The sequence below is a fragment of the Paracoccus sp. SCSIO 75233 genome (assembly GCF_027912675.1).
Lineage (GTDB): Bacteria > Pseudomonadota > Alphaproteobacteria > Rhodobacterales > Rhodobacteraceae > Paracoccus.
Genome location: NZ_CP115757.1, coordinates 497,101 through 522,943 on the forward strand (window position 1 = coordinate 497,101; position 25,843 = coordinate 522,943).

General features: G+C 61.0%; 18 protein-coding genes and 2 tRNA genes. 18 read left to right on the plus strand and 2 right to left on the minus strand.

The features are described 5' to 3' along the window. Nucleotides 1-79: 79 nt before the first annotated feature. The 11 genes from tuf to rplA all read left to right on the plus strand — a co-directional run bounded on the left by tuf (nucleotide 80) and on the right by rplA (nucleotide 8,615). Nucleotides 80-1,255, plus strand: a complete 1,176-nt coding sequence (gene tuf / locus PAF12_RS02475) for an elongation factor Tu (protein WP_271106588.1) — start codon at nucleotides 80-82, stop codon at nucleotides 1,253-1,255. A 390-nt stretch (nucleotides 1,256-1,645) separates the two neighbouring features. Continuing rightward, the gene (locus tag PAF12_RS02480) at nucleotides 1,646-2,041 is read left to right on the plus strand and encodes a VOC family protein (RefSeq protein WP_271108437.1); all 396 of its coding nucleotides are present in this window, start codon (nucleotides 1,646-1,648) and stop codon (nucleotides 2,039-2,041) included. Further along, on the plus strand, nucleotides 2,038-2,451 hold the full coding sequence (locus tag PAF12_RS02485; RefSeq protein WP_271108438.1) for a GFA family protein: 414 nt from the start codon (nucleotides 2,038-2,040) through the stop codon (nucleotides 2,449-2,451). Before PAF12_RS02480 ends, PAF12_RS02485 begins: the two co-directional genes overlap by 4 nt. 115 nt (nucleotides 2,452-2,566) lie before the next feature. Continuing rightward, nucleotides 2,567-3,241, plus strand: a complete 675-nt coding sequence (locus PAF12_RS02490; protein ID WP_271108439.1) for a CatB-related O-acetyltransferase — start codon at nucleotides 2,567-2,569, stop codon at nucleotides 3,239-3,241. A 118-nt stretch (nucleotides 3,242-3,359) separates the two neighbouring features. Continuing rightward, entirely contained in the window at nucleotides 3,360-5,234 is a 1,875-nt protein-coding gene (locus PAF12_RS02495) for an ABC transporter ATP-binding protein (protein ID WP_271108440.1), read from the plus strand. Nucleotides 5,235-5,317: 83 nt separating this feature from the next. Beyond that, a tRNA-Trp gene (locus PAF12_RS02500) sits at nucleotides 5,318-5,393 on the plus strand. Nucleotides 5,394-5,453: 60 nt separating this feature from the next. Then, nucleotides 5,454-6,350 (plus strand): hypothetical protein, encoded by an 897-nt coding sequence (locus PAF12_RS02505; RefSeq protein WP_271108441.1) that lies wholly within the window; start codon nucleotides 5,454-5,456, stop codon nucleotides 6,348-6,350. 56 nt (nucleotides 6,351-6,406) lie between these two features. Further along, on the plus strand, nucleotides 6,407-6,598 hold the full coding sequence (gene secE / locus PAF12_RS02510) for a preprotein translocase subunit SecE (protein WP_271108442.1): 192 nt from the start codon (nucleotides 6,407-6,409) through the stop codon (nucleotides 6,596-6,598). A 229-nt stretch (nucleotides 6,599-6,827) separates the two neighbouring features. Beyond that, a complete protein-coding gene (gene nusG / locus PAF12_RS02515; RefSeq protein WP_271108443.1) occupies nucleotides 6,828-7,367 on the plus strand; it encodes a transcription termination/antitermination protein NusG in 540 nt (179 codons plus the stop codon). 87 nt (nucleotides 7,368-7,454) lie between these two features. Continuing rightward, nucleotides 7,455-7,907 (plus strand): 50S ribosomal protein L11, encoded by a 453-nt coding sequence (rplK, locus tag PAF12_RS02520; RefSeq protein WP_271108444.1) that lies wholly within the window; start codon nucleotides 7,455-7,457, stop codon nucleotides 7,905-7,907. Nucleotides 7,908-7,910: 3 nt separating this feature from the next. Then, on the plus strand, nucleotides 7,911-8,615 hold the full coding sequence (gene rplA, locus PAF12_RS02525) for a 50S ribosomal protein L1 (RefSeq protein WP_271108445.1): 705 nt from the start codon (nucleotides 7,911-7,913) through the stop codon (nucleotides 8,613-8,615). Nucleotides 8,616-8,765: 150 nt separating this feature from the next. On the opposite strand, the gene PAF12_RS02530 is transcribed toward rplA, so the two are convergent. Continuing rightward, complete coding sequence (locus PAF12_RS02530) at nucleotides 8,766-9,911, minus strand: Hint domain-containing protein (RefSeq protein ID WP_271108446.1); 1,146 nt, start codon at nucleotides 9,909-9,911, stop codon at nucleotides 8,766-8,768. A 602-nt stretch (nucleotides 9,912-10,513) separates the two neighbouring features. Here PAF12_RS02530 and rplJ point away from each other — a divergent pair. The 6 genes from rplJ (at nucleotide 10,514) to PAF12_RS02560 (ending at nucleotide 23,117) form a co-directional block, all read left to right on the plus strand. Beyond that, the gene (gene rplJ, locus PAF12_RS02535) at nucleotides 10,514-11,029 is read left to right on the plus strand and encodes a 50S ribosomal protein L10 (protein ID WP_271108447.1); all 516 of its coding nucleotides are present in this window, start codon (nucleotides 10,514-10,516) and stop codon (nucleotides 11,027-11,029) included. A gap of 66 nt (nucleotides 11,030-11,095) precedes the next feature. After that, a complete protein-coding gene (rplL, locus tag PAF12_RS02540; protein WP_271108448.1) occupies nucleotides 11,096-11,470 on the plus strand; it encodes a 50S ribosomal protein L7/L12 in 375 nt (124 codons plus the stop codon). Nucleotides 11,471-11,711: 241 nt separating this feature from the next. After that, nucleotides 11,712-15,866 carry a DNA-directed RNA polymerase subunit beta gene (gene rpoB / locus PAF12_RS02545; protein WP_271108449.1) on the plus strand — a complete coding sequence of 1,385 codons (4,155 nt, stop codon included), beginning with the start codon at nucleotides 11,712-11,714 and terminating at the stop codon, nucleotides 15,864-15,866. A gap of 118 nt (nucleotides 15,867-15,984) precedes the next feature. Then, nucleotides 15,985-20,238 (plus strand): DNA-directed RNA polymerase subunit beta', encoded by a 4,254-nt coding sequence (gene rpoC, locus PAF12_RS02550; protein WP_271108450.1) that lies wholly within the window; start codon nucleotides 15,985-15,987, stop codon nucleotides 20,236-20,238. Nucleotides 20,239-20,422: 184 nt separating this feature from the next. Continuing rightward, nucleotides 20,423-22,837 carry an endopeptidase La gene (lon, locus tag PAF12_RS02555; RefSeq protein ID WP_271108451.1) on the plus strand — a complete coding sequence of 805 codons (2,415 nt, stop codon included), beginning with the start codon at nucleotides 20,423-20,425 and terminating at the stop codon, nucleotides 22,835-22,837. A gap of 205 nt (nucleotides 22,838-23,042) precedes the next feature. Then, nucleotides 23,043-23,117: transfer RNA gene (locus tag PAF12_RS02560), tRNA-Val, on the plus strand. Between the two features lie 14 nt (nucleotides 23,118-23,131). Here the strand turns inward: PAF12_RS02560 and PAF12_RS02565 are convergent. Further along, nucleotides 23,132-24,097 (minus strand): LysR family transcriptional regulator, encoded by a 966-nt coding sequence (locus PAF12_RS02565; RefSeq protein ID WP_271108452.1) that lies wholly within the window; start codon nucleotides 24,095-24,097, stop codon nucleotides 23,132-23,134. 174 nt (nucleotides 24,098-24,271) lie between these two features. Here PAF12_RS02565 and PAF12_RS02570 point away from each other — a divergent pair, with 174 nt between their 5' ends. After that, nucleotides 24,272-25,837: an ABC transporter substrate-binding protein gene (locus PAF12_RS02570; RefSeq protein ID WP_271108453.1), complete on the plus strand. Its 1,566-nt coding sequence runs from the start codon at nucleotides 24,272-24,274 to the stop codon at nucleotides 25,835-25,837. Nucleotides 25,838-25,843 lie beyond the last annotated feature (6 nt).

Genomic DNA, 25,843 nt, shown 5'->3' on the forward strand with positions numbered 1-25,843 from the left:
CCGAATCTACTTTTATTTCGCCCTGCAATACGAAAACCGGGGAACGGACAGCCATCTGCCCCGATCAAGGAGGCCTCATATGGCAAAAGCAAAATTCGAACGCACGAAGCCGCATGTCAACATCGGTACGATTGGTCACGTTGACCACGGCAAGACGACGCTGACGGCTGCGATCACGAAGTATTTCGGTGACTTCAAGGCCTATGACCAGATCGACGGCGCGCCGGAGGAGAAGGCGCGTGGGATCACCATCTCGACCGCGCATGTCGAGTATGAGACGGACGACCGTCACTACGCCCATGTCGACTGCCCCGGCCACGCCGACTACGTCAAGAACATGATCACCGGTGCTGCGCAGATGGACGGCGCGATCCTGGTGGTGAACGCGGCTGACGGCCCGATGCCGCAGACCCGCGAGCACATCCTGCTGGGCCGTCAGGTCGGCATTCCCTACATCGTGGTTTACCTGAACAAGGTCGACCAGGTCGATGACGAGGAACTGCTGGAACTGGTCGAGATGGAAGTCCGCGAGCTGCTGTCCTCCTACGAATACCCGGGCGACGATATTCCGATCGTCAAGGGTTCGGCGCTGGCGGCTCTGGAAGGCCGTGACCCGGAAATCGGCGAGAACTCGATCCGCGAGCTGATGAAGGCCGTGGACGAATATATCCCGACCCCGGAACGCGCTGTCGACCAGCCCTTCCTGATGCCGATCGAGGACGTGTTCTCGATCTCGGGCCGTGGTACGGTTGTGACCGGCCGGGTCGAGCGTGGCGCGGTCAACGTGGGTGACGAGCTTGAAATCGTCGGCATCCGCCCGACCAAGAAAACCACCTGCACCGGCGTCGAGATGTTCCGCAAGCTGCTGGATCGCGGTGAAGCGGGCGACAATATCGGTGCCCTGCTGCGCGGCGTTGAGCGTGACGGCGTTGAGCGCGGTCAGGTTCTGGCCAAGCCGGGTTCGGTGACCCCGCACACCAAGTTCGAGGCCGAGGCCTATATTCTGACCAAGGAAGAAGGCGGCCGCCACACCCCGTTCTTCGCGAACTACCGTCCGCAGTTCTACTTCCGCACGACGGATGTGACCGGTTCGGTGACGCTGCCGGAAGGCACGGAGATGGTGATGCCGGGCGACAACCTGAAATTCGAGGTTGAGCTGATCGCACCGATCGCGATGGAAGAAAAGCTGCGCTTCGCGATCCGCGAAGGCGGTCGCACCGTCGGCGCCGGCGTTGTCGCGAAGATCATCGAGTGATGATGTGATCCGTGGCGGTGCGTGTGAACACGCACCCTACGGGTTTTGCGATGACGGTGTTGTGGTGCGTGGATTGCGCACCATACGGCGCGGTGTGATGATGTTGTTGTGGTGCGTGGACCGCGTACCATACGGCGCGGTATGATTATGTCGTTGTGGTGCGCTAAAGCGCACCCTACGCCATTCTATCGCCCGTAGGGTGCGCCTTGGCGCACCAAACCCAAAAACCGAAACCCGTCCCGAAAGGGGCGGGTTTTTTCATTGGGATACAGCCCCGCGTAGGGTGTGTGCTTGCACGCACCAACACCCCCTCACCACCATCCTGACGCATTCTGTCAGCACACCCGCCCATAATGATCCGTGACGCAACTGCATATCAGGAGAGATGTCATGATCGATCATGTGGGTTTCGCCGTGTCCGACCTCGCCCGGTCGCGGGCCTTTTACGAAGGCGCCCTCGCACCGCTTGGGATCACGGTGATGATGGAGATGACCGAAGAGGCGACCGGTGGAAACGGCGCATTTCTCGGCCTCGGCAAGGACGGCAATCCGTTTTTCTGGATCGGCACCGGCAAGGCCCCGGCCACCAGCGTTCACCTTGCCCTGTCGGCACCCGACCGGGACAAGGTCGCGGCATTTTATGACGCGGCGCTGGCGGCAGGCGGCACGGATAACGGCGCGCCGGGGCTGAGGCCCGAATATAGTCCGGGGTATTACGGTGCCTTCGTGCTGGATCCGGACGGCAATAATATCGAGGCGGTCTGCCATGAGAAGCAGCCGTCATGAAAACCTATCAGGGAAGTTGTTTCTGCGGCGCGGTCGCTTTTGAGGCGGATGGTGACCTTGCTGACGGCACGATGCGCTGCAATTGCCGGTTCTGCCGCAAGATGCGCTATTGGGAAATGCGGCTCCCGGATCCGGACGGGTTCCGGCTGCTGAAAGGCCGGGAGGCGCTGGCGGAAACGCCGCGAGCCGAAGCGGACGGGTTGGACATGCATCACCGGTTCTGCGCCCGCTGCGGCACGAGGTTATGGACCGAGGGGAATATCGCCGAAATGGGCGGTCGTTTCGTGATGGTCGTGGTTGCCGCGCTCGACAATGCCAGCGAGGCGGAACTGGCCGCAGCGCCGGTTCACTGGGCCGACGGGGCCAGCGACAACTGGCAGTGTCGGGCGCCCGAAACCCGGCATCTGTAGATTTGCCGAGCAGGCCCGATCCGTGCTAGGGTCGGGCCATCACGCAACCGGAGCAGGTGTCATGGACAAGTCCCCGATCTGAACAGTTTTTGCCCAGATTTGGAAAGGACAGGCCATGCATGCCAGTTTTCTCGATGCGGCGCAGCCGTATCCGATGCGTTTCCCCGATGGACGGCTGAATACCGGCCTCGTGCATCTGAACCGCGTCATTGACCACCCGAATATCGAGATCGGGGATTTCACCTACGCCAGCAGCTTCGATCCGCCAGAGGACTGGGCGGCGCGGCTGGCCCCCTATACCTATGCAGGCGCGCCCGAAAAGCTGCGGATCGGGCGGTTCTGCCAGATCGCTGACCGGGTGCGGATCATCACGGCTTCGGCCAATCATCCGATGAAAGGGATCTCCACCTATCCGTTTGCGATCTTCGATCATGCGCGCTTCGCCGACTACAAGGATCAGATCAGTGGCTTGCCTGACACAGTCATCGGTCACGATGTCTGGCTCGGCGATGGTGCGGTGATCCTGCCCGGCGCGCGGATCGGCAGCGGCGCGATTATCGGTGCCGGGGCCGTGGTGACGGGGGAGGTGCCGGATTACGCGGTCGTCACAGGCAATCCGGCGCAGATACGGCGGATGCGGTACGGGCCGGAGGAGATCGCGCGGCTCCTTGATCTCGCATGGTGGGACTGGCCGGTGGAGCGTATCGGGGCGGCGATCCCGGCGCTCGCCAGCGGCGATCTGGCCGCGCTTGAGGCGATGGCGCGAAGTGCGCCGCCGTCGCGGAGTTAACTGTCATGAAACTGAACCCTGCCGGTTATATCACGGCGCTTGACTTAATTCGGCCCGCGCGGCTACCTCAGGGGCCTTGGCCGACCCACGCAGCCTTTTTCCATTAGGTGCATCAGATATGTTTCGCTGGTTTGAGAGCCGGCTTGATCCCTATCCGCAGGATCGGCCGCAAATGCCGCCCCGCAGTTTCTGGGCGTTTCTTCTGCATTATTCGCGGGGTGCGCTGCCGTGGCTGCTTCTCTTGTCGCTGGGCGCTGCGGTCATTGCCGTGATCGAAGTGGTGATGTTCGGCTATCTGGGCGATCTGGTGAACCGCCTGTCAGAGACGCCGCGCGATCAGTTCTGGGAGGTCGAAGGCGTCCGGCTTGGCCTGATGGGGCTGCTGCTTCTGGTCGTGCTACCGGCGCTGAACGGGCTGGCGAGCATGATCATGCATCAGACGCTTCTGGGCAATTTTCCGCAGCGTATTCGCTGGCAGGCGCATCGCTATCTGCTGCGGCAGTCGATCGGCTATTTTCAGGACGAATTCGCCGGGCGGATCGCGCAGCGCCTGATGCAGACCGCGCTTGCCGTGCGCGAAGTGGCGATGAAGCTGATGGATGTGGCGGTCTATGTCGCCGTGGTGTTTCTCGGCGCGGTTGTGCTGGCGGCGAGCCAGGATTGGCGGCTGGCGCTGCCCTTTGCAGTCTGGGGTGTCGCCTTCGGCATCATGCTGTGGAAGATCGTGCCGAGGCTTGGCCGGGTGGCGCAGGCGCAGGCGGATGCGCGCAGCGCGATGACCGGGCAGGTCGTCGACAGCTACACCAATATCGCGACGGTCAAGCTGTTCTCCCATTCCGACCGGGAAGAGGCGTGGATGCGGCAGGGCATGGACGGGTTTCTGAACACCGTTTACGCGCAGATGCGGCTGTCGGCCTTGCAGGATATTCTGTTGACCATCCTGAACGCCTGCCTTGTCGCCGCCGTGACGGGCGTCGGTCTGGTGCTGTGGACGGGTGGCGGCATCAGCGTCGGGGCGCTTGCCGTGGCGGTGCCGCTGGCGATGCGGCTCAATAATATGTCGCACTGGATCATGTGGGAATTCGCCGCGCTGTTCGAGAATGTCGGGACGGTCCGCGACGGGATCTCGTCGCTGGCGTTGCCGCGTGCGGTTCAGGATATGGACGGGGCGCAGCCTCTGGCAGCCGGGCCGGGCGCGGTGCGTTTCGATCACGTCACATTCCGCTACGGGATGGAGGAGACGGAGCGTCCGCTGGCCGTGTTGGACGATCTGAGCCTCGACATCGCCGCTGGAGAGCGGGTCGGGCTGATCGGCCGTTCCGGCGCGGGGAAATCCACGCTGGTGAACCTGCTGTTACGTTTCCATGATATCGAACAGGGTCTCATCACAATCGACGGGCAGGATGTATCGCAGGTCACGCAGGAAAGCCTGCGCGCAGCAATCGGGGTTGTGACGCAGGACAGCAGCCTGCTGCATCGCTCTGTGCGGGAGAACATCGCCTATGGCCGGCCCGACGCGAGCGCGGCGGATATTGACCGCGCCGTCATCATGGCGGAGGCGCAGGATTTCATCCCGGAACTGGCCGACAGCAAGGGCAGGCGCGGGCTGGACGCGCATGTCGGGGAACGCGGCGTCAAACTGTCCGGCGGGCAGCGTCAGCGGATCGCGATTGCACGGGTGGCGCTGAAGGATGCGCCGATTCTGGTGCTGGACGAGGCGACATCGGCGCTCGACAGCGAGGCGGAGGCGGCGATCCAGTCGCGGCTGGACGCGCTGATGGAGGGCAAGACGGTCATCGCCATCGCGCATCGCCTGTCCACCATTGCCGCCATGGACCGGCTGGTGGTCATGGACCGGGGCCGGATTGTCGAGCAGGGGACGCATGCCGAATTGCTCCGGGCGGGCGGGCTTTATGCGCGGCTTTGGGCGCGGCAATCGGGCGGGTTCATCGCCGTTGACGACACGGCGGAGGCGGTCAACGCGGCGGAGTAGCGAAATTCCGGTGACTTGACGCCCCGCGATGCGCTTCCCCCCTTGCGCCGGGGGGCGTTCCGCCGTAATCAGGCGCCCGGCCTAGGGGTATAGCTCAGTTGGTAGAGCATCGGTCTCCAAAACCGAGGGTCGTGGGTTCGAGTCCCTCTGCCCCTGCCAGTTGCCGTTGCGAGTTGTCGCCGGAATGATCCGGGAACAATCAATGCCAGCCATGAAATCATGACAGTCCGTATTCACGTTGGGGCGCACAAGACCGCCAGCACCGAACTGCAATATGCGATTCGCAGCGTGCGGAACGAACTGGCCGGGCAGGGTTTGGGTTTTCTGGGGCCAAGCGCGCTGCGCAGCCAGAGGTTGCCGCTGTCTCGGGCCATTCGCGGGGATCAGAACTTGGCGGCTGAACCTTTGCGGGCGAAGCTGCGATACTGGCTGTCGTCCCATGAGGATCATCTGATTTCGGAGGAAAACATCCTCGGCACCACCAGTCGCGGCGAGATGTTCGGGGGCGATGATGTGCTATATCCCGGTGCGGAAGACCGGCTCGCCAGAACGCTTGAGCTGCTTGGCAAGCCTGAGGTGGAGCTGTTTCTTGCCATCCGTGATCCTGCGACCTTCGTGACCTCGGCTTATGGTCAGCAATTGCGCAGCGGTGCCCTGGTCGATGTCAGCACCTATGTGCGTGGCGTGAAGGTGCGGTCGCTTGACTGGACCGGATTGATCGAGCGCCTGCTGGGCTGCGAGGGCGTTTCGCGGGTCGTATGCTGGCGTCTTGAGGATCATACGCAGGTGCGGGGCAGGGTGCTTGCCCGGCTTCTCGGCCCGGAGCGCGCGGCATTGGTGCCGCCTGCGACGCTGCGCCATCGCGGCGTTTCAGAAAAGGCCTATCGCTATTTCATGAAGACCGCGCTTGAGGATATGGAAACCCCGGTTCAGACCTTGCTGCGGGACGCGCAGAAGCGCCATCCGCGTCTGGAGGGGGAGCCGTCGATGCGTCTGCTGCACCACCGGACCTATAGATCCTCGCTGGTCAACTATGACGCGCAGGCCGGGCGGATCGCCGGGATGGAGCGGGTGGAGTTCCTTCGCCCGCAAAATCCGCCCGTCCCGCCGGTATGACGCTTGAAAATATCGCCGCCGGGGTTTAATTGGGCGGCTGCAACACGAGGATCAGCATGACCAATCCCGCCAAGTTCCTGTCGCAGGTCCGTGCCGAGGGCGCGAAAATCACCTGGCCCACGCGGCGCGAGGTGGTGACGACCACGATCATGGTTTTCATCATGGCGACGTTGGCTGCGCTGTTCTTCTTCCTGGTCGATATCGCGATCCGCACCGGGCTGACCGCGCTTCTGGGCGCTGTTTCCTGATCCACGTCTGACCGAGCGCCCGGTTTTCAGGGCCGTCTTGGGTGGATATGTGATCTGATTGGCGCTTGAAGCGGGGTTGCAATTGGTCGTGTCTGGCTGTATGTCCGCCCGACCTGCCCGGATGTCGGCGTGCACGATTCGTTGCGCGCCGGTTTCGTTTTTCGGGCTTGGCAGAAATTCACGGGCGGATTGGCCGCCCCCACGACAAGAAGCAGGGGTCGATCGGAACATGGCAAAGCGTTGGTATTCGGTCAGCGTCCTGTCGAACTTCGAGAAAAAGGTCGCCGAGGCGATCCGTCAGGCAGTGGCTGAGAAGTCGCTGGAGGACGAAATTGACGAAGTGCTGGTACCTACCGAAGAGGTGATCGAGGTACGGCGTGGCAAGAAAGTGACGTCGGAACGGCGTTTCATGCCCGGCTATGTGCTGGTGCATATGGATATGACCGACCGGGCCTATCATCTGGTGAACTCGATCAATCGCGTCACCGGGTTTCTGGGCCAGCAGGGCAAGCCGTCGCCGATGCGCGATGACGAGGTGAACCATATCCTGCATCGCACCGGCGAGGGCGGGGCAGAGGCGCAGCCGCGCAATCTGATCCGCTTCGACGTGGGCGAGATGGTGAATGTGACCGACGGCCCGTTCGAGGGTTTTTCGGGCACCGTCGAGGAAGTCGACGACATTGCGGCCCGGATCAAGGTCACGGTGTCGATCTTTGGCCGGCCGACGCCGGTCGAACTGGAATTCACGCAGGTCGCCAAGACCTCGTGATTTAAGCGCGGGAGGCGCAGGCCGTACCGCTATATCTGCCCCATCAGTCCAATTCAGGACGGGGCGCGATGAAAAAGGAGAGGCCAGATGGCCAAGAAAGTTGTTGGGCAGCTCAAGCTGCAAATCAAGGCGGGCGAAGCCAACCCGTCCCCGCCCGTCGGCCCGGCTCTGGGTCAGCGCGGCATCAATATCATGGAATTCTGCAAGGCCTTCAACGCCAAGACGCAGGAAATGCAGAAGGGTGCGCCGGTCCCGGTTGTGATCACATACTACCAGGACAAGTCGTTCACCTTCGAAACCAAGACGCCGCCCGCGTCCTTCCTGATCAAGCAGGCCGCCGGTCTGAAGCCGCAGGGCAAGCGCAACCGCGCCAAGGGTTCGGAAAAGCCGGGCCGTGCGACCGCCGGTTCCGTGACCGCCAAGCAGGTGCGCGAGATCGCCGAGATCAAGATGAAGGACCTGTCCGCGAACAGCGTCGACGAAGCGATGAAGATCATCGCCGGTTCCGCCCGTTCCATCGGCATCGAGGTGAAAGGCTAAGTCATGGCAAAGATCGCTAAGAAAAAAGCCGCCGCCCGCGCTGCCTTTGAAGGCAAGTCCAACCTGACCGTTGACGAGGCCGTCAAGCTGGTCAAGGGCGCGGCTTCCGCGAAATTCGACGAAAGCGTCGAGATCGCGATGAATCTGGGTGTCGACCCGCGTCATGCCGACCAGATGGTCCGCGGCGTGGTTCAGCTTCCCGCTGGGACCGGCAAGGATGTCCGCGTCGCCGTGTTCGCCCGTGGTCCGAAGGCTGACGAGGCCAAGGAAGCCGGTGCGGAAGTCGTTGGTGCCGAGGATCTGGTTGAATCGATCCAGGGCGGCAATCTGGACTTCGACCGCGTGATCGCCACGCCCGACATGATGCCGCTGGTCGGTCGTCTGGGTAAGGTTCTTGGTCCGCGCAACCTGATGCCGAACCCGAAAGTCGGCACGGTGACGATGGATGTCGCGCAAGCCGTGGCCGCCGCCAAGGGTGGTGAGGTTCAGTTCAAGGCCGAGAAGGCCGGGGTCGTTCATGCCGGGATCGGCAAGGTCAGCTTCGACGAAGACAAGATCGCGCAGAATGTCCGCGCTTTCATCGAAGCCGTAAACCGCGCCAAGCCCAGCGGTGCCAAGGGCACCTATGTCAAAAAAGTCTCGATCAGCTCGACCATGGGGCCGGGTGTCACGATCGACATCGCTGACGCGGTTGCCGCGCAGTCGTAACAGACCCGAACAGGTTTCGGATAAAAATCCCCCGGCATCCAGATGGGTGCCGGGGGATTTGCGTTTGTGGTGCGAGTGTTGGCAGGTGTTGCTGCTTTGCGAGGAAGCCCCTTGGGTTGATTCGCGCGGGGGCTTCGCCGGTGTGTCGGGCTACAGCGACAGCAAGGGCTGGTCCTTCTCCGCATGGCGGGAGATGAGTTTGCTTAGCTGTCGGCCGTCCGGGATCTGCCGGGCCGGGGTTGCTTTGAAACCGGCCTGAAGAAGCTCGGGAAGCAGTGCGATGATTTCCTCCCGGGCTTCCGGGGATAGGCTTCTGAGAGCTTCGGGCCCGGTGAACAGGCTTTCCGTTGGGGTGCCCTCTGCGAAGATCACCTCGTGCTGATCGAAAAGCAGGTGCCAATAGGTGACGGCACTGGCCTGCCCGACAATCTCGATCCCTTCAAGCCCGACGAGTTTGATCGCCGGAACCAGGATTTCATCCGCACCGAACATGAGGTTCGCAATACTGGAGCGGACCAGAATACGATGCTGGCGGCTGACAGTCAGATCGCGGGCGGGCAGTCCTTGTCCGAGAGCCCCGGCCCGGATGCGGATGGGGCAGAGTTTTGGATTGGCCCGCATCTGGGCGCTTGAAATGCGTTTGGCGCCGATCCAGCGGATATGCTGAAAGCCGTGGTCCTGCGTCTGCACGGCATCACCCGCCCTTAGCTGTTCGACCGGGATCATGCCGCTTTCGGTTTCGATCATGGTGCCCGAAGCGAAGCAGATCGGGTTATCCTGCGCCGACATGGTCGTGTAGTCGAGGCGCGTGGATGATTGAATGTTATCGACCGTAAAAGTTGGAAACTTGATGCCCGGGTTGCCGGCAAGATAGGCCCTGATCTCGTCCCGCAGGGTGTCCAGAGGGTTGACGATGACATCTCCGGTCGTCTGGGTGGGTGAGCCAAATTGACCGATGACAAAGATCCGCACATTGCCCGCGCTGGAAATCGTATGGCCGTCGCTGAATGTTACGGTAATCTGTCCAACCCACATGGACTGAACGTAATAGGTCTGCCCGTCATAGACGATCCTGTCTCCCTGGGTGTTGGCATTGTAGGCTCCGGTCGTTTCGTGATCGTTTATATTGCCATCGTTATTTCCGTCGATGAAGTTGAAATTTTTGAGATTACCGTCGACCGGGTATGTATTGCCGACCAGCTGTGAACTGGGATTGATATTGTTGTTCGTACCGACGCTTTGAACGGGCACGATATTTTTCAGAATGAAGGATGGAATATTGTCGATATTAGCCATGATTGGGACGAGCTTATTAAAATCTTTGGCGTGCGGTGCCGGTTGAATTTCTGATGTAGCCTTGGGGTTGAAACGCTGTGCCTGGGCCGGATTCTGAAATCTTCACTATTAGTTTCCTCTATATATAGCAGAAATTTATATTAAATGATTGATTTGCATGGAAAAATGTATGAGATTTTGGCGCGAAACCTGCCCGGAATGGGAATGTCGCCCGACAAATCGGATTTTTGCATCCAAGAAATCCGTTATGTGCCTTGGGCAAAGATATCTCTGTGACCGAGGCGGACCGCTGTGCCGTCCGTTTCGGCTATATCTGCCCTATGTGGCTTGCGCTTGTGGAAGGGAGCTTCTATATCGACGGCTTGCACAGGTCTGGCGATTCGCTGGGCCTTTGCTTTCGTCCGAGACGGAGGGTGGCTGAAGCTGTTTGGTTCTGGCCTTAATATCCTTCCTGAGATGGAAGCCGAAGCCAGTTTCCGGGAAGGGGTTTCCTGCTTCCGGTCTTGCTTACGGGCCCATCGTGAACGGACCCGACCTGCGGCCCCGCAAGGGGCCAAGGGAAAGTGAGAGCCGGGGAGAGATCCCCAAACTTGGAGTAAACCGTGGATAGAGCACAAAAAGAACAGGTGGTCGAAGAGCTCGGCCAGATCTTTGAAAGCTCTGGCGTCGTGGTGGTTGCCCATTACGAAGGGATGACGGTTGCACAAATGCAGGACCTGCGCGCGCGTATGCGCGAAGAAGGCGGGTCGGTTCGCGTTGCCAAGAACAGGCTCGCCAAGATCGCTCTGGATGGGAAGCCTTGCGCAAGCATCGCCGATTATCTGAAGGGCATGACCGTGCTGTCCTACTCGGAAGACCCTGTGGCTGCGGCCAAGGTCTGCGAGAAGTATGCCAAGGATAACGATAAATTCGTGATCCTCGGCGGTGCTATGGGCGACACGGCGCTTGATCCGGCCGGTGTCAAAGCCGTTGCCGCCATGCCGTCGCGCGAGGAGCTTATTGCTTCCATCGTCGGCTGCATCGGCGCACCTGCTTCGAACATTGCCGGGGCGATTGGCGCACCTGCTTCGAACATCGCGGGCATTCTTTCGACGCTCGAAGAGCGCGAAGCTGCCTGATGCAACTTATTCCCGACGTGTGGACGAAATCCGACGTTGGAACACAAACTTGGAAAGAACGGAAAAATGGCTGATCTGAAAAAACTCGCCGAAGAAATCGTGGGCCTGACCCTGCTGGAAGCCCAGGAACTGAAAACCATCCTGAAGGATGAATACGGCATCGAGCCCGCTGCTGGCGGCGCTGTGATGATGGCTGGCCCGGCTGGTGACGCTGGCGCTGCTGCCGAAGAAAAGACCGAATTCGACGTCGTCCTGACCGAAGCCGGCCCGAACAAGATCAACGTGATCAAAGAAGTTCGCGGCATCACCGGCCTGGGCCTGAAAGAAGCCAAGGAACTGGTCGAAGCTGGCGGCAAAGTCAAAGAAGGTGCTGCCAAGGAAGAAGCAGAAGAGCTGAAAACCAAGCTCGAAGCTGCTGGCGCCAAGGTCGAACTGAAGTAATCCGGCAATTGCTGGAATGAACAGGGCAGGGTCCGGGTTTTCCCGGTCCCTGCCGAACCTGTCTTGAAGGGCGCTGACAGGATGCCTACATGGCATCAGCTTCCTTCAGGGCATGTTCACGGTTCGGGAGCCGCGCGGTGGGACGGGCGGCAGGTATTGAACCGACAACCCTGACATTCGCAGGCCGCGTGCACCGGGCCCCGACGGTGCATGTGTGTCAAGACGAAAGGTGCAAGACTCCATGGCGCAATCTTATGTCGGCCAGAAGCGTATCCGGCGCAGCTACGGCAATATTCGCGAAGTTCTTGAAATGCCGAACCTCATCGAGGTTCAGAAATCTTCTTATGACCTTTTCCTGCGCTCAGGCGATGCAGAAGCCCATTCCGATGGCGAGGGCATTCAGGGTGTTTTCCAGTCGGTTTTCCCGATCAAGGATTTTAACGAGACCGCAACTCTCGAATTTGTGAAATACGAGCTGGAGAAGCCGAAATACGACGTTGACGAATGTCAGCAGCGCGACATGACCTATGCGGCCCCGCTGAAGGTCACGCTGCGCCTGATCGTGTTCGATGTCGACGAAAACACCGGCGCGAAGTCGGTGAAGGACATCAAGGAGCAGGACGTGTTCATGGGCGACATGCCGCTCATGACCCAGAACGGGACGTTCATCGTGAACGGGACCGAACGTGTTGTCGTGTCGCAGATGCACCGCTCCCCCGGCGTGTTCTTCGACCATGACCGCGGCAAGACCCATTCCTCGGGCAAGCTGCTGTTCGCCTGCCGCATCATTCCCTATCGCGGCTCGTGGCTGGATTTCGAATTCGACGCCAAGGATCTGGTCTTCGCACGCATCGACCGTCGCCGGAAACTGCCGGTGACGACGCTGCTTTATGCGCTTGGCATGGATCAGGAAGGCATCATGGACGCCTTCTACGACACGGTGCCGTTCAAGCTGGAGAAGGCGGGCAAAGGGTCTGAAGGCGGCTGGGTCACGCGCTTCTTCCCCGATCGCGTCCGTGGCTCGCGCCCGGCCTTCGATCTGGTCAATGCAGCGACCGGCGAGGTCATCACCAAGGCGGGCGAGAAGGTCACGCCGCGCAAGGTCAAGCAGCTTCTCGAAGGCGGCGACGACATCGACCTGCTGGTGCCGTTCGATCAGATCATCGGGCGCTTTGTCGCCAAGGATCTGGTGAATGACGAAACCGGGTTCATCTATGCCGAAGCCGGTGACGAGATCACGGCGGAATACGACAAGGAAGGCGCGCTGTCCGGCGGTCTGCTGAAAGTTCTGCTGGACAACGACATTACCGAGGTCCCGGTGCTGGACATCGATAACGTCAATGTCGGCGCGTATATCCGCAATACGATGGCCTCCGACAAGAACATGAACCGCGATCAGGCGCTGATGGATATCTATCGCGTCATGCGTCCGGGTGAGCCGCCGACCGTCGAAGCGGCCTCGACCATGTTCGACAGCCTGTTCTTCGATGCGGAGCGTTATGATCTGTCCGCCGTGGGCCGGGTCAAGATGAATATGCGCCTCGATCTGGATGCGCCGGACACGCAGCGGACGCTGCGGCCCGAGGACATCGTGGCCTGTATTCGCGGGCTGGTGGAACTGCGCGACGGCAAGGGCGAGATCGACGATATCGACCATCTCGGCAACCGCCGCGTCCGGTCGGTCGGCGAGCTGATGGAGAACCAGTATCGCGTCGGCCTCTTGCGCATGGAACGCGCGATCCGCGAACGCATGTCCGGTGTCGAGATCGACACCGTCATGCCGCAGGATCTGATCAACGCCAAGCCGGCAGCGGCTGCGGTGCGCGAATTCTTCGGCTCCTCGCAGCTGTCGCAGTTCATGGACCAGACCAACCCGCTCTCCGAGGTGACGCATAAGCGCCGCCTCTCGGCGCTTGGGCCGGGCGGTCTGACCCGCGAACGTGCGGGCTTCGAGGTGCGCGACGTTCACCCGACCCATTATGGCCGGATGTGCCCGATTGAAACGCCGGAAGGTCAGAATATCGGTCTGATCAACTCGCTGGCCACCTTTGCCCGCGTGAACAAATACGGCTTCATCGAAACCCCGTATCGCAAGGTTGTCGAAGGTCAGGTCACCGACGATGTGGTCTATATGTCCGCGACGGAGGAGATGCGTCATACCGTGGCGCAGGCGAACGCGCAGCTTGACGAGAACGGCAAGTTCATCAACGAGCTGGTCAGCACCCGTCAGGCGGGCGACTTCATGCTGAACCCGGTCGATGCCGTCGATCTGATCGACGTGTCGCCGAAACAGCTTGTGTCGGTCGCTGCGGCCCTGATCCCGTTCCTTGAGAACGACGACGCCAACCGCGCCCTGATGGGGGCCAACATGCAACGTCAGGCGGTTCCGCTGCTGCGGGCCGAGGCGCCGTTTGTCGGCACCGGGATGGAGGCCACCGTGGCCCGCGATTCCGGCGCGGCCATCATGGCAACGCGTTCGGGCGTGATCGACCAGGTCGATGCGCAGCGTATCGTTGTGCGCGCGACCGAGGATCTGGGTGCGGGTGACGCAGGCGTGGACATCTATCGTCTGCGCAAGTTCAAACGCTCCAACCAGTCCTCGACCATCAACCAGCGTCCGCTGGTCAAGGTGGGCGAGCGGGTCGTGAAAGGTCAGGTCATCGCCGACGGTCCTTCGACCGATCAGGGCGAGTTGGCCATCGGCCGGAACGTGATCGTCGCGTTCATGCCGTGGAACGGCTACAACTACGAGGACTCGGTCCTGATTTCGGAGCGGATTCACCGCGACGACGTCTATACCTCGATCCATATCGACGAATACGAAGTTGCGGCCCGCGACACCAAGCTGGGCCCGGAAGAGATCACCCGTGACATCCCCAATGTCGGTGAAGAGGCGCTGCGCAACCTCGATGAGGCCGGCATCGTCTATATCGGCGCGGAAGTCGGTCCGGGCGATATTCTGGTCGGTAAGATCACGCCGAAGGGTGAAAGCCCGATGACGCCGGAGGAAAAACTGCTCCGCGCCATCTTCGGTGAAAAGGCGAGCGATGTGCGCGACACCTCGCTGCGTCTGCCGCCGGGGGCTTACGGCACCATCGTCGAGGTCCGGGTGTTCAACCGCCACGGCGTCGACAAGGACGAGCGTGCGCTTCAGATCGAACGTGAAGAGGTCGAGCGCCTGTCCCGCGACCGCGATGACGAGCTGGCGATTCTTGAGCGGAACATCTATGCGCGCCTGAAAACCCTGATCCTCGGCAAGACCGCCGTGAAGGGGCCGAAGGGGATCAAGTCGGGCAGCGTCGTCGATGAGGATCTGCTGGGCTCGATCTCGCGCGGTCTTTGGTGGCAGCTTGCCATCGGTGACGAAGATACCGCCAAGGAAGTCGAGGCACTGCACGATCAGTTCAACGCGCAGAAGAAGGCTCTGGAAGCCCGCTTCGAGGACAAGGTGGAGAAGGTCCGTCAGGGCGACGATCTGCCTCCCGGCGTGATGAAGATGGTCAAGGTCTTCGTCGCCGTGAAGCGCAAGCTTCAGGCCGGTGACAAGATGGCCGGTCGTCACGGCAACAAGGGTGTCGTGTCCAAGGTCGTTCCGATCGAGGATATGCCGTTCCTTGCGGACGGGACCGCTGTCGACATCGTGCTGAACCCGCTCGGCGTGCCGTCGCGGATGAATGTCGGTCAGATTCTGGAAACCCATATGGGCTGGGCCGCGCGCGGTCTGGGGATCAAGATCGACGAGGCGCTTGAGGCTTTCCGTCACGGCTCCGGCGATATGTCCGGCGTTCGCGATGCCATGAAGAATGGCTATGGCGATCAGATGTATGCCGAAACCTTCGACGGGATGGCCGACGAACAGCTTCTCGAACATGCGGAAGCTGTGCGTGCGGGTGTGCCGATTGCGACCCCGGTCTTTGACGGTGCGAAGGAAGGCGACGTGGACGACGCGCTGCTGCGCGCGGGCTTTGATTCCTCGGGTCAGTCCGTGGTCTTCGACGGACGCACGGGTGAGCCTTTCGCCCGTCCGGTCACGGTCGGCGTCAAATATTATCTGAAGCTGCACCACCTCGTCGACGACAAGATGCACGCTCGTTCGACCGGTCCGTACAGCCTCGTCACCCAGCAGCCGCTGGGCGGTAAGGCACAGTTCGGCGGTCAGCGTCTGGGTGAGATGGAGGTCTGGGCGCTGGAAGCCTATGGCGCCGCTTACACCTTGCAGGAAATGCTGACGGTGAAGTCGGATGACGTGGCGGGCCGGACCAAGGTCTATGAAAGCATCGTCAAGGGCGAGGATAATTTCGAAGCTGGCGTGCCGGAATCGTTCAACGTGCTCGTCAAAGAGGTCCGGGGTCTGGGCCTCAACATGGAACTCCTGGATGCGGAGGAGGAAGAGTGACGGATCATTCCGTGGTGGTGCGCTGAAGCGCACCCTACGGAACCCAGAGCCACGGCGTAGGGTGCGCTTCAGCGCACCACCCGCCTCCTCCACCCGCGCCCCTCATTAGGAATTGAAAATGAACCAGGAAATCGCCACCAACCCCCTGAACCCGCTGGCCCAGCCGCGGCAGTTCGACGAAATCAAGATCTCGCTGGCCTCGCCGGAAGAAATTCTGGCCTGGTCCTTTGGTGAGGTGAAGAAACCCGAAACCATCAACTACCGCACGTTCAAGCCCGAGCGTGACGGTCTGTTCTGCGCGCGTATCTTTGGCCCGATCAAGGATTACGAATGTCTGTGCGGCAAATATAAGCGGATGAAATATCGCGGCCTCGTCTGCGAGAAATGCGGCGTGGAAGTGACGCTGCAAAAGGTCCGCCGCGAGCGTATGGGCCATATCGAGCTGGCCGCCCCGGTCGCGCATATCTGGTTCCTGAAATCGCTGCCCTCCCGCATCGGCCTGATGCTGGACATGACGCTGCGCGATCTGGAGCGGATCCTTTACTTTGAAAACTACGTCGTGATCGAGCCGGGTCTGACCGATCTGACCTATGGCCAGCTGATGACCGAGGAAGAATTCCTCGACGCGCAGGACAATTACGGTGCCGACGCCTTCACGGCAGACATCGGGGCGGAGGCGATCCGCGCCATGCTGGCCGAGATCGACCTCGCCGCGACGGCTGAACAGCTTCGCGAGGAGCTTAAGGAAGCCACCGGCGATCTGAAGCCGAAGAAGATCATCAAGCGGCTGAAAATCGTCGAATCGTTCCTCGAATCCGGCAACCGCCCGGAATGGATGATCCTGACCGTGATCCCGGTCATTCCGCCGGAACTGCGTCCGCTGGTGCCGCTGGATGGTGGCCGTTTCGCGACCTCCGATCTGAACGATCTCTATCGCCGGGTCATCAACCGGAACAACCGCCTGAAGCGCCTGATCGAGCTGCGTGCGCCTGACATCATCGTGCGCAACGAAAAGCGGATGCTGCAGGAATCGGTTGACGCGCTGTTCGACAATGGCCGTCGTGGCCGCGTGATCACGGGCAACAACCGTCGCCCGCTGAAATCGCTGTCCGACATGCTGAAAGGCAAGCAGGGCCGGTTCCGCCAGAACCTTCTGGGGAAACGCGTCGACTTCTCGGGCCGTTCGGTCATCGTGACCGGGCCGGAGCTGAAGCTGCATCAGTGCGGCTTGCCGAAGAAAATGGCGCTCGAACTGTTCAAGCCGTTCATCTATTCGCGGCTTGAGGCGAAGGGCTATTCCTCGACCGTCAAGCAGGCCAAGAAGCTGGTCGAGAAAGAACGCCCGGAGGTCTGGGACATCCTCGACGAGGTGATCCGCGAGCATCCGGTTCTGCTGAACCGTGCGCCGACGCTGCACCGTCTGGGCATTCAGGCGTTTGAGCCGATCCTGATCGAAGGCAAGGCGATCCAGCTTCACCCGCTGGTCTGTTCGGCCTTCAACGCCGACTTTGACGGCGACCAGATGGCGGTTCATGTGCCGCTGTCGCTGGAAGCGCAGCTTGAAGCGCGTGTCCTGATGATGTCGACGAACAACGTGCTGTCGCCCGCCAACGGCGCGCCGATCATCGTGCCGTCGCAGGATATGATCCTTGGTCTCTACTACACGACCATGATGCGCGAAGGCATGAAGGGCGAAGGCATGGTCTTCGCCACGGTGGACGAGGTGGAACACGCCCTGTCCTCCGGCGAGGTGCATCTGCACGCCAAGGTCACGGCGCGCCTGAAACAGATCGACGATGACGGCAACGAGGTCGTGCAGCGTTTCGAGACCACGCCGGGCCGGATCCGTCTGGGCGCGCTGCTGCCGCTGAACGCCAAGGCACCGTTTGAGCTGGTGAACCGGCTGCTGCGGAAACGGGACGTGCAGCATGTCATCGACACGGTGTATCGTTACTGCGGCCAGAAAGAGGCTGTGATCTTCTCTGACAAGATCATGGGTCTCGGCTTCCGCGAAGCGTTCCGCGCCGGAATTTCCTTCGGCAAGAACGACATGGTGATTCCGGACAACAAATGGGACATCGTGGGCGAGGTGCAGGACCAGGTGAAGGAGTTCGAACAGCAATATCTGGACGGTCTCATCACCCAGGGCGAGAAATACAACAAGGTTGTCGATGCCTGGTCGAAATGTAACGACCGCGTCACCGATGCCATGATGTCGACCATCTCGACCTCGCGCAAGGACGAGAACGGGGCCGAGAAGGAACCGAACTCCGTCTATATGATGGCGCATTCCGGTGCGCGTGGTTCTGTCACGCAGATGAAGCAGCTGGGCGGGATGCGCGGTCTGATGGCCAAGCCGAATGGCGAGATCATTGAGACGCCGATCATCTCGAACTTCAAGGAAGGTCTGACCGTTCTTGAATACTTCAACTCGACCCACGGGGCGCGGAAAGGTCTGTCGGATACGGCGCTGAAAACCGCGAACTCGGGTTATCTCACCCGCCGTCTCGTCGACGTGGCGCAGGACTGCATCGTGCGCGAGCATGATTGCGGCACCGATCAGGCGATCAACGCGTCGGCAGCGGTCAATGACGGCGAGGTCATCGCCCCGCTCAGCGAGCGTATTCTGGGCCGCGTCGCGGCCGAGGATGTGCTGGTGCCTGGCAGCGATGAGGTCATCGTGCGTCAGAACGAGCTGATCGACGAGCGCAAGTCCGACGAGATCGAACAGGCCGGCGTTCAGAACGTCCGTATCCGCTCCGCCCTGACCTGCGAGAGCGAGGATGGCGTCTGCGCGCTCTGCTATGGCCGCGATCTGGCCCGTGGTACGCTGGTCAATATCGGTGAGGCGGTCGGCATCATCGCCGCCCAGTCCATCGGTGAGCCCGGCACGCAGCTGACGATGCGGACCTTCCACATCGGCGGTGTTGCGCAGGGTGGTCAGCAATCCTTCATGGCCGCGAACCAGGAAGGCAAGATTGCCTTCGAGAACGAGGCGATCATCACCAACGATTCCGGTGAGCAGATCGTTATGGCCCGGAACATGAGCCTGACGATCCTGAACAAGCAGGGCGAGCCGGTCTCGACCCACAAGCTGTTCTACGGCTCCAAGCTGATGGTGAAGGAAGGCGAAGAGGTCATCCGCGGTCAGAAACTGTTCGAATGGGACCCCTACACGCTGCCGATCATCGCGGAGAAACCGGGTATCGCGAAATTCGTCGACCTGACCACGGGCCTGTCGGTCCGTGACGAGACCGACGATGCGACCGGCATGACCCAGAAGATCGTGACCGACTGGCGCTCGACGCCGAAGGGCGGCGATCTGAAGCCGGAAATCCTGATCGTCGGCGATGATGGTGAGCCGGTCCGCAACGATGCGGGCAACCCGGTGACCTATCCGATGTCGGTGGATGCGATCCTCTCGGTCGAGGATGGCCAGCAGATCAAGGCCGGTGACGTTGTGGCGCGGATCCCGCGCGAAGGTGCCAAGACCAAGGACATCACCGGGGGTCTGCCCCGCGTGGCGGAACTGTTCGAGGCCCGTCGTCCGAAGGATCACGCGATCATCGCGGAAATCGACGGTTATGTGCGCTTTGGCAAGGACTACAAGAACAAGCGCCGCATCTCCATCGAACCGGCTGACGAGAACCTCGATGCCGTCGAATACATGGTGCCGAAAGGCAAGCATATCCCGGTGCAGGAAGGCGACTTCGTGCAGAAGGGTGAGTATATCATGGACGGCAACCCGGCCCCGCATGACATCCTGCGGATCATGGGGATCGAGGCGCTGGCGGACTACCTCATCGACGAGGTGCAGGACGTCTATCGTCTGCAGGGCGTGAAGATCAACGACAAGCATATCGAGGTGATCGTTCGCCAGATGCTTCAGAAGATCGAGATCCTGGACAGCGGCGACACCACCTTGCTGAAAGGCGAGCATGTCGAGCGCGACGAGTTCGAGGAAGAAAACGCCAAGATCGAAGCCAAGGGCGGCAAGCCCGCCACGGGCGAGCCGGTTCTCTTGGGCATCACCAAGGCGTCGCTGCAAACCCGCAGCTTCATCTCGGCCGCGTCCTTCCAGGAAACCACCCGCGTGCTGACTGAGGCTGCCGTTCAGGGCAAGCGCGACAAGCTGGTCGGTCTGAAAGAGAACGTCATCGTTGGCCGTCTGATCCCGGCAGGGACCGGCGGGGCGACGATGCGCCTCAAGAAGATCGCCACCGACCGCGATGCCGAGGTGATCGAAGCGCGCCGCGCGGAGGCCGAAGCCGCCGCAGCACTTGAAGCGCCGAGCCAGTTCGCGGACGACAATGCCGCGTCTGCGCAGGAAAGCGTGTTGGCCGATGCGCCGGAGGGTAACGGTGAGGAATAAGTCCTCGACGTGAAAAAATCTGAAAGGCCCGGCTTCGCGCCGGGCCTTTTGTGCTATTATCATGTAAACATGCGATGACGGTTGCGGCATTGAACCGTAGCTCCCCAGTCCCTAGATTTGGACGACGCAGGGGGTCCGTACCGCCAATCTTGGGGTTCGCGCCCTCGGGCATGAAAGGAAGAACATGACCGAAGTCACTCATTCGCATCCCGTGCTGCCGCTGCGCGATATCGTCGCGTTCCCGCACATGGTCGTGCCGCTTTTCGTCGGTCGCGACAAATCCGTGCGCGCGCTTGAGGCGGTGATGGCCGAGGATCGTCCGATCCTGCTGGCAACGCAGAAGGATGCCGCCGTCGATGAACCCGAGTCCGACGGCATTTATCGCATCGGCGTTCTGGCCAATGTGCTGCAATTGCTGAAACTGCCCGACGGCACCGTAAAAGTGCTGGTGGAGGGGCAGCGCCGGGTCGAAATCACCCGTTTCATCGACAATCCCGACTATTTCGAGGCTGTGGCGACGCCGCTGATCGAGGAGCAGGGCGATCTCGACACCGTGACCGCGCTGACCAAGGCGGTTGCCGAGGAATTCGAGAAATACGTCAAGATCCGCAAGAACATCCCTGACGAAGTCGTCTCGACCGTGGCTGAAACCACGGAACCGGAGCGGCTGGCCGATCTGGTTGCCGGGCATCTGGGGATTGAGATCGACCGCAAGCAGGAATTGCTGGAATCGCTCGTCGTCGCGGAGCGGCTGGAGAAGGTTTACGGCCTGATGCAGGGCGAAATGTCGGTCCTGCAGGTCGAGAAGAAAATCAAATCCCGCGTCAAGACCCAGATGGAGAAGACGCAGCGCGAGTATTATCTGAATGAGCAGATGAAGGCCATTCAGAAGGAGCTTGGCGATGGCGAGGAGGGTTCGGACGAACTCGCCGAGCTTGAACAGAAGATCGAGAACACGAAATTCAGCAAGGAAGCCCGTGAAAAGGCCGATGCTGAGCTGAAGAAGCTGAAATCGATGTCCCCGATGTCGGCGGAAGCGACGGTCAGCCGCAATTATCTCGATTGGCTCTTGGCGCTGCCTTGGGGCGTGAAGTCGCGCACCAAGAAGGATCTTGGCCGGGCTGAGCAGGTGCTGGACGCGGATCACTATGGTCTCGACAAGGTCAAGGAACGCATTGTTGAGTATCTGGCCGTGCAGAACCGTTCGACCAAGCTGAAAGGCCCGATCCTCTGCCTCGTCGGCCCGCCCGGCGTGGGTAAGACATCGCTTGGCCGTTCGGTTGCGAAGGCGACCGGGCGCGAGTTCATTCGCATCAGCCTTGGCGGCGTGCGTGACGAATCCGAGATCCGGGGGCACCGGCGGACCTATATCGGCTCCATGCCCGGCAAGATCATTCAGGCGCTGAAAAAGGCCAAGACCACGAACCCGCTCATCCTGCTCGATGAAATCGACAAGATGGGGCAGGATTTCCGTGGCGATCCGGCAAGCGCGATGCTGGAGGTGCTGGACCCGGAACAGAACTCGACCTTCGTGGACCACTATCTTGAGGTGGAATACGATCTGTCGAACGTGATGTTCCTGACCACGGCCAACAGCTACAACATGCCGGGCCCGCTTCTGGACCGGATGGAGATCATTCCGCTGGCTGGCTACACCGAGGATGAAAAGCGCGAGATCGCGCGCCGTCACCTGCTGCCCAAGCAGGTCAAGGCGAACGGTCTGCGCAAGGGCGAATTCAGCGTCACCGATGACGCGCTGACCCATGTCATCCGCTACTACACGCGGGAAGCCGGGGTCCGCTCGCTGGAGCGCGAGATTGCCAAGCTGGCGCGGAAAGCCGTGACAGAGATCCTCAAGGGCAAGACCAAATCGGTCGAGGTCGATGCCGAAAAGGCCGAGGAATATCTGGGCGTGCGGCGTCACCGCTATGGTCTGGCCGAGAAGGAAGATCAGGTCGGCGTTGTGACCGGGCTTGCCTGGACGCAGGTCGGCGGCGATCTGTTGCAGATCGAGGCGCTGCGCCTGCCCGGCAAGGGCCGCATGAAGACGACGGGGAAACTCGGCGATGTGATGAAGGAATCCATCGACGCGGCATCCTCCTTCGTGCGCTCGGTCGCGCCGGAGCTTGGCATCAAGCCGCCGGAGTTCGAGAAGCGGGACATCCACGTCCACGTTCCCGAAGGGGCGACGCCGAAGGATGGTCCGTCCGCGGGTCTGGCCATGGTGACCTCGGTCGTGTCGGTCATGACCGGCATCCCGGTGCGCAAGGATATCGCCATGACCGGCGAGGTGACCTTGCGCGGCAATGCGCTGGCGATCGGTGGCTTGAAAGAAAAGCTTCTGGCGGCGCTGCGGGGCGGCATCAAGACGGTGCTGATCCCGGAGGATAACGCCAAGGATCTGGCGGAGATCCCGGATAATGTGAAGGAAGGGCTGGAGATCATCCCGGTCTCCAATGTCCGCGAAGTGCTGAAACACGCGCTGGTGCGCGAGCCGGAGCCGGTCGAGTGGGACGAGGCAGCCGAAGAAGCTGCCGAGGCCGCCCGTCAGGCAGCATCGCGTGGGGATCAGGGCGGCGCTGCGCAAACGGCGCACTGACCTTCCCGCATTGAACATAACGGAGCGGCGCAGAGAGATTCTGCGCCGCTTTTTCTATTCCCGACGCTCCTCCTTGGGATGTGTTCGTCGAAAACACCGGCAGCAGGGATTGGGCCGGGCCTGTTCCGCCATGCGCCCGCTTTGCACGGGAAACACATCATTTCCCCTTGCGCCATCTCGCCTTGGTGGCTATCTACCCCGGCACGGGTGATTAGCTCAGTGGTAGAGCGCTTCGTTCACATCGAAGATGTCAGCGGTTCAAATCCGTTATCACCCACCATTTTCCCGCCCGCTTCATTCTGTTTTCAGTCTGATCCCGTCCGCGCTGATGGCCCGGATGCGGGGCGATGTCTTTGCGTGATTGGGCGCCTGTTCCCTGGATGACGTTTCGTCAAGCGCGATATGCCGCTTTGCGAAAGTAAAGAAGGCTTTGAAGGGCTGGGTGCGCAAACGCTCTGCCCGGCAGGCGAAATGGACATCGATACTAGTCGATTCCTCCTCGAACTCCAGGCTCAGACCAAGGCGTTTTTCGATGATGCCGGTGGCACCGGTCACGGCGATGCCGACGCCACGCTCCGCAAGGTCGATCATCAATTCGCTGGAATCGATGACCTGCACGACCTGCGGCCTGACATCATGCAGCGTGAAGTTGCGGTCGATCAATTGGCGGGACGCGCCTGCCGTATGGCCAAGGATGATGCGCTGCCCGTCGAGTTCGCGAAAGGAAATCGAGCGCCGTCTTGACCACGGGTGCGATTTCGCAACCAGCGCCACCAGTCGGGCGCGGTAGACAAGGAAATGCTCGATCTCCGGCGGGACGTCAGCGGGCAGGGTCAGCAATCCGAAATCCGCCGCCCGGTCCAGCAGGTTTTCCATCACATTCGTCGAGGGCAGGGTGCGGACATTGAAGGTTAGGTCGGGGAAGGTCTCATAAGCCAGTGTCAGAATCTCCGAGACGACCTCGCACAGCACTACGTCGAGCCGGATGCTGCGCGTGTGCTGCCGTTTCAGAAAGGTCTCGATCTCATCGAGCCTGCTGAACACCGGGCGGCACAGGTCGAGAAGCTGGTGACCTTCCTGCGTCAGGTCGACCCGGCTGGTCGTGCGGTCGAGCAAAGGGACGCCGTAATCGGCCTCCAATGCCGAGACCTGCCGGGTGAGCGTGGGCTGGGACACTCGCGCCTCCTGCGCGGCGCGTGTGAAGCTGCGTGCTTCAGCAACGTAATAGAACGATCTCAAATGTGTGACGTTTATAGCCATGATGCATAACCATAAGACTAATTTGAATTGGATCACGCATCCCGCGCCAGTTACCCTAGCTGCGGAATATCAAGCAATACAAGCCTGAAATCATCCGTTCCGCATTGTGCCGTAATTTGCGGCATTCAGAAGCCGGGGCGGAATTATATCTCTTGTGAAATAAGGGGATCTGTCATGACCTTCCGTCCCACGCGGCGCACCGTACTCGCCGGCGGGGCTGCACTTGCTGCGGCCTCGACGCTTCCGATGCCGGCGATTGCGCAGTCGCGCCCGGCGCTGCGCATCGGAGCCAACGGCATCCGCAACACGCTGGAGCCGATCAATGCGATCTCGAATGTCGGCGTGCGGGTGTCGAACGCGCTGTTCGACACGCTGATCAAGCGCGATTTCTTCGCCAACGGTGCCGAGGGCAATGGCACCGCGCTTGTCGGCGGCCCGGCAGAAAGCTGGGAGCGGGAGAATGACCGTTCCGTCCTCGTGACGCTTCGTCAGGGGGTGAAGTTCCATAACGGACAGGAAATGACCGCCGAAGACGTCGCCTATACCTTCTCCGAGGCGCGTCTTTGGGGGGATGAGGCGCTGAATTCCATTCCCAATGGCCGCAATTTCTCGCCCGACTGGGACGAGCCGGAGATCGTATCGAAATATCAGGTCCGGCTGCGGACCAAGACGCCGTCCTACCAGATCGAGAAATTCGCCGCCTCCTGGATCGCATGGGTCATTCCGGCTGACTACTACGCCAATCTCGGCGCGGAAGGCTTTGGCCAGTCACCGATCGGGACCGGGCCTTACAAATTCGTCGAGCTTCGGGCCGATGATCGCGTGGTGCTGGAACCCTTCGACGAATATTGGGGCGGCCAGCCTGCGTCGGGCGAGTTGCAGTTCATCAACGTCCCGGACAGCACGGCCCGCGTCGCGGGGCTGCTCTCGGGGGAATATGACATCATCACCACGCTGACGCCCACGGATATGCCGCTGATCGACAGCCAGCGCGATTTCGACGCGCGCGGCATCGTGGTCGAAAACTTCCATATGGGCTGCTTCCAGCAGGATCTGAACCCGGCGCTGAAAGATGCCCGGCTGCGGCGCGCCATTGCGCTTTGCGTCAACCGTCCGGTGCTGAACGAGGTGCTGTGGCAGAATCTGGCCGATGTCCCGAACGGGTTCAACTTCGCCTTCTACGGCGAGAGCTACGACCCGGATCGCGGCCCGTTCGAACTGAACCCCGACAAGGCGCGGACGCTGCTCGATGAGGTTGGCTATAACGGCGAAGAGATCGAATATCTCGCCTACACCCATTACTACGCCAACCACGCCAATGCGCTGATGATGATGCTGGAGATGTGGAAGGATGTCGGGCTGAACATCAAGCCGCGTCTGGAAGGCAACGGCGACAACTTCGCCAAGGTCGATATCTTCAACTGGTCGAACGGGATGCAGATCCCCGATGCGATGGCGACGATGGTGACCGAGTTCGGGCCGGGCCGCACCGTGCAATCGCGCTATGGCTGGGAGGTGCCGGAGGAATATGCGACGCTTGCCACCGACGTCTCGCAACTGCCGGACGGGCCGGAGCGGTTCGAGAAGTTCAACCGTATGCGCGACATCTTCGAGGAAGAAGTCCCGGCGATGATCTATTACCGCCCCTATGACGTCTATGCCGCGCGCAGCAATATCAGCTGGAAGCCGATCAGCTTCGAGATGATGGACCTCAGACCCTACAACCTGAGCTTCGCATAAGCCGAT